At 70.5% G+C, this 4,215-nt stretch carries 4 protein-coding genes; all 4 read left to right on the forward strand.

Annotation, left to right across the window (positions count from 1 at the left end):
* Positions 1-1,134 (forward strand): DUF6986 family protein (locus AC5RVB_RS16300; RefSeq protein ID WP_494143170.1); only part of this gene is annotated, 1,134 nt, incomplete at its 5' end.
* 37 nt (positions 1,135-1,171) lie between these two features.
* Positions 1,172-2,011: a bifunctional allantoicase/(S)-ureidoglycine aminohydrolase gene (locus AC5RVB_RS16305; protein WP_227902861.1), complete on the forward strand. Its 840-nt coding sequence runs from the start codon at positions 1,172-1,174 to the stop codon at positions 2,009-2,011.
* Complete coding sequence (locus AC5RVB_RS16310; RefSeq protein WP_494143171.1) at positions 2,011-2,886, forward strand: hydroxypyruvate isomerase family protein; 876 nt, start codon at positions 2,011-2,013, stop codon at positions 2,884-2,886. The genes AC5RVB_RS16305 and AC5RVB_RS16310 overlap by 1 nt, the downstream gene beginning before the upstream one ends.
* Positions 2,886-4,215 (forward strand): allantoinase AllB (gene allB, locus AC5RVB_RS16315; protein ID WP_494143172.1); only part of this gene is annotated, 1,330 nt, incomplete at its 3' end. The genes AC5RVB_RS16310 and allB, both read left to right, overlap by 1 nt.

Here is a 4,215-nt window from a genome sequence, read left to right on the forward strand (position 1 = left end):
GGCCTGGCCGCCGCGGCGGCGCAGGGGTCGCTGACGGAGCTGGCAGAGGTGGCGGGGCTGGACGCAGACCTGGCCGCCGCCGTCGTGCCCCTGGTCGAAGCGAAACTGCAGAGCGAACCCATCGAGGACCTGCGGCTGGACTTCGAGGACGGATACGGGATGCGGCCGGACGAGGAGGAGGATACCCACGCCCGGCAGGCTGCCGCCGCTGTCGCTGCCGCGGTGGCGGACGGCACCGCCCCGCCGTTCGTGGGTATACGGTTCAAGTGCTTCGAAGCGGCCACCCGGGCCCGCGGCGTACGCACCCTGGACCTGTTCCTGGCCGGCCTGCTCGCGGCGGGGGAGCTGCCGGAGGGCCTGGTCCTGACCCTGCCCAAGGTTTCCACCGTGGAGCAGGTGGAGGCCATGGTCTACACCTGCGAACGCCTGGAGGAAGCGCACGGACTGGAACCGGGACGGCTGCGGTTCGAAGTGCAGGTGGAAACCCCGCAGCTCATCCTGGCCGCCAACGGCACCGTGCCGGCGGCCCAGCTGATCCACCGCGGCAAGGGCCGGATCTCGGCGCTGCACTACGGCACCTACGACTACAGCGATTCGGTGCAGATCGCCGCCGAATACCAGTCCATGGAGCACCCGGCCGCGGACTACGCCAAGGCCGTGATGCAGGTGGCCGTTGCCGGCACCGGCGTCCGGCTCTCGGACGGCTCCACCAACATCCTGCCGCTGGGCACCCCGGAGGAAATCCGCGCCGCCTGGCAGCTGCACGCCCGGCTGGTGCGCCGTTCCCTGGAACGCGGCTTCTACCAGGGCTGGGACCTGCACCCGGCCCAGCTGCCCACCCGCTTCCTGGCCACCTACGCCTTCTACCGGGAGGGGTTCGACGCCGCCGCCCGCCGGCTGCACACCTACGTTGCCAAGCTCGAGGGAACGGTGCTGGATGAACCGGCCACCGCCCGCGCACTGGCCCGGTTTGTGCACCGCGGACTGCTCTGCGGCGCCCTGACCGAGGCGGAAGTGGCGGACGGCACCGGGCTGACCGGCGTCGAACTCGCCGCCCTGGCCCACCCCAAGGCCGCCGCAGCGGTCCCGGCAGCGCCTTCCGCACCGTCCACTTCCCGCCCCGCCACGTCCTGACCGGCACCAATTCCCCACCCCAAAGAAGGTCCGCTAGATGAATACCCCCCAGTCCGACACCCCGCGCTACTACGCAGCCGCCGGTGGCCTGCCGGGCCAGACCGAGCTGCTCACCGGACGCGCCGTGGTGACCGAGGCCTACACCGTGATTCCGCGCGGCGTACTGCGCGACATTGTCACCAGCGTGCTGCCCGAATGGACGGACACCCGCACCTGGATCCTGAACCGGCCGGTAGCCGGCGGGGCCACCACCTTCGCCCAGTACCTGGTGGAGGTGGCACCCGGCGGCGGATCCCGCGCCCCGGAACCGGAACTGACGGTGGAATCCTTCGTGTTTGTGCTGGAAGGAGCCCTTACCATCCGGCTGCTCGGCCGGGACCACGTGCTGACACCGGGCGGTTTTGCCTACCTGCCGCCGGAAGCCCTGTGGAGTGCCTACAACGAGGGCGGCGAGCCGGCGAAGTTCCAGTGGATCCGCAAGGCCTACCAGCCGCTCGCCGGCCACACCCCGCAGCCGGTCTTCGGCAACGAGCAGGACATTGAACCCGCCGCGATGCCCGGCACGGACAACAAATGGCGCACCACCCGGATGATCCCGGTGGATGACGTGGCCTATGACATGCACGTGAACGTAGTGACTTTCGAACCCGGCGCCGTCATCCCGTTCGCGGAAACCCACGTGATGGAACACGGACTGTACGTGCTGGAAGGCAAAGCCGTGTACCGGCTGAACCAGGACTGGGTGGAGGTGGAGGAGGGGGACTACATGTCCCTGCGCGCCTTCTGCCCGCAGGCCTGCTACGCCGGCGGCCCGTCCAACTTCCGCTACCTCCTGTACAAGGACGTCAACCGCCAGGTCCTGCTCGGCGGCCGGTAATGACGGCGTCCGACGGCGGCCCGCTGGCCGGGTACTCGGTGAACTGCTCCACGCTGTTCACCGAACTGCCGCTGATGGAACGCCCCGCCGCCGCGCGGGCCGCCGGGTTTGGCACGGTGGAATTCTGGTGGCCGTTCGAGGAGCCGGTACCCGCCGAAGCGCAGGTCCGGGAGTTCGAAGCAGCCGTCCGCGACGCCGGCGTGCAGCTGGGGGCACTGAACTTCTACGGCGGGGACATGCCCGCCGGTGAGCGTGGCGTGCTGTCCCTGCCGGACCGGGGTGCGCAGTTCAGGGCCAACACTCCGGTGGTGGCCGGGATCGGGAAGCGCCTGGGCTGCCGGCTGTTCAACGCCCTGTACGGGAACCGCAGCACGGACTTCAGCCCGGAGGAGCAGGACGCGGAAGCACTGCGGAACCTGCGTGCCGCCGCCGCAGCCGTGGCGCCCTTCGGCGGGACAGTGCTGCTGGAACCGCTCAGCGGGGCGCCGGACTATCCGCTGCGCACCGCGGCGGACGCGGCCGCCGTCCTGCAGCAGGCGCACGACGCCGGGGCGGAGAACACGGCACTGCTCGCGGACTTCTATCACCTGGCGGTCAACGGCGAGGACGTGGCCGCGCTGATTGCCGCCGACGCAGCCCGGTTTGGCCACGTGCAGATTGCCGACGCACCAGGCCGTGGCGCCCCCGGCACCGGCAGCCTGCCCCTGGCCCGCTGGGTGCGGGAGCTGCGCGCCCGCGGCTACGCCGGGGATGTCTCGCTGGAGTACTTCGCGCCGGCGGACGGCCTGTCACCGGACGGCTTCCTGCAGGTGGCGGATTTTTTGGTAGCCGGTGACACCTCACCGGATGGTATTTCTTCAACGGAGGGTTCGTGATGGGTATTTCGTCAGCACAGGAAGCAGGGCACTTCGACCTGGTGATCCGCGGCAGTGCCGTGCTCACCCCGGAGGGGACCATTCCCGCCGAAGTGGGGGTGCGGGGCGGGGTGATTGCCGCCGTCGTACCCCTGGGCACCGGACTCGACGGGGACCGGCTGATGGAGCTGGCCGCTGACGAAACCCTGCTGCCCGGCCTGGTGGACACCCACGTACACGTGAACGAGCCCGGCCGCACCGAGTGGGAGGGCTTCGCCTCCGCCACCCGTGCCGCCGCGGCGGGCGGGGTCACCACGCTCATCGACATGCCGCTGAACAGCATCCCGCCCACCGTAAGCGTGGATGCGCTGGACACCAAGCGCGCCGTCGCCGCACCGCAGGCCGCGGTGGACGTGGGCTTCTGGGGCGGGGCCGTGCCCGGCAACCTGGCGGATCTGCGCCCGCTGCACGAGGCCGGCGCGTTCGGCTTCAAATGCTTCCTGGTCCATTCCGGCGTGGACGAGTTCCCGCACCTGGAACCGGCGGAAATGGAAGCGGCGCTCGCCGAACTGAAAACCTTCGACGCCCTGCTGATTGTGCATGCCGAGGATCCCGCCGCCATCGCGGACACCCCGCCCGGAGCCAAGTACGCCGGGTTCCTCGCCTCCCGCCCCCCGGCCGCGGAAAACACTGCCATCGCCGGCGTCATCGACGCGGCCCGGCGCACCGGCGGCCGGGCGCACATCCTGCACCTGTCCTCCGCCGAAGCGCTGCCGCTGATCCGCACGGCCAAGGCCGACGGCGTGCGGCTGACCGCCGAGACCTGCCCGCACTACCTCACGCTGAAGGCCGAGGAGATTCCCGACGGCGCCACGGCCTTCAAATGCTGCCCGCCCATCCGCGAAGACGCGAACCGGGAACAGCTGTGGGCCGGCCTGGCGGACGGGACCATTGACTGCATTGTTTCCGACCATTCGCCCAGCACCCTGGACCTGAAGGACCTGGAGAACGGCGACTTTGGCGTGGCCTGGGGCGGGGTGTCCTCGCTGCAGTTGGGCCTGGCCCTGATCTGGACCGAGGCACGCACCCGCGGGATCAGCCTGGAGCAGGTGCTGCGCTGGATGTCCGCCGCCCCCGCCGAACTCGCCGGGCTGGACCACAAGGGAGCCATTGCCGAGGGTAAGGACGCAGACTTCGCCGTCTTCGCCGCGGAGGACACCTTCACCGTGGACCCGGCCGCCCTGCAGCACAAGAACCCGATCACGCCCTACGCCGGAAAGCGGCTGACCGGCGTTGTGCGGCGCACGCTGCTCGCCGGCGCCGATGTGGATCCGGCGGCACCCGCGGGCC

Source organism: Arthrobacter sp. Y3225209 (assembly GCF_059090685.1).